The organism is Oleiphilus sp. HI0067 (assembly GCF_001635735.1).
Genome location: NZ_LWFI01001551.1, coordinates 1 through 955 on the forward strand (window position 1 = coordinate 1; position 955 = coordinate 955).

Genomic DNA, 955 nt, shown 5'->3' on the forward strand with positions numbered 1-955 from the left:
ATGAAGCGGGTACGATACCTGCTTGGAATGGTGGTCTAAAGACGCCGCCGGCTGGATATGAAGGGGCAGGGCACCATCATGTAGATCCTTTTCCCGATGACAAAATTAAATTCAGCATTGATAAAAGCAACTATCCAGGCTTTGAGAAATATATGACTCCAGGGCAATACGCCTTGATGGAAGCTTATCCAAATAGCTTTTCAATGGATGTTTACCCAACTCGACGCACACATGCTATGCCGGATTGGGTAAATCAAAATACGAAAGAAAATGCGACGACCGCTACCTTGTCAAAGGGCGGTGTGGGAATTAATGACGCATACGGTGGCATCCCATTTCCAATACTTCATGGCAGCAATCAAGACAAAGCTTTGCAAGCGATCTGGAACCATTTAACACGTTGGCGCGGTATTTTTCTTGAAGGTCGCTACACAGAGGTTGCCGTTCAAAGAGATGGCCGATTCACGCCTATAACCAAGCAACAAGAGGTTTTCTTTAACTTCCATAACCCAGAGGGAAGCTTTAAAGAAATGGATAACATCTTGTTCTATTTCTTAACCTTTAACAAAGCGCCTGCGCGACTTGCTGGTGGTGCTTTGCTTGTTCACGAAACATTAGACCAGTCTGAAGATGCACGCCAAGCATGGGATTACAATGCTGGACAGCGCCGTGTGCGTCGTGCTCCAAACTTAGCTTACGATTCTCCGATTGCTTCATCGGATAATACTCGTACCGCTGACGACACAGATATGTATAATGGCGCGCCTGATCGCTATGATTGGGAATATAAAGGCGTTCAGGAAATCTTTATTCCGTACAATAACTATAAGATTGGGCGTGAGGGTGTTAAATACGATGACTTAGTTATGCCTGGGCACTTGAACCCAGAGTATGTGCGCTGGGAATTACACNGAGTGCATGTCGTAGAAGCAAACCTCAAAAAAGGAGCTCGCCA

At 45.6% G+C, this 955-nt stretch carries 1 protein-coding gene; it reads left to right on the forward strand.

All coding sequences use genetic code 11. The features are described 5' to 3' along the window. Nucleotides 1–955 (forward strand): DUF1329 domain-containing protein (locus A3739_RS25330; RefSeq protein ID WP_068503202.1); only part of this gene is annotated, 955 nt, incomplete at both ends.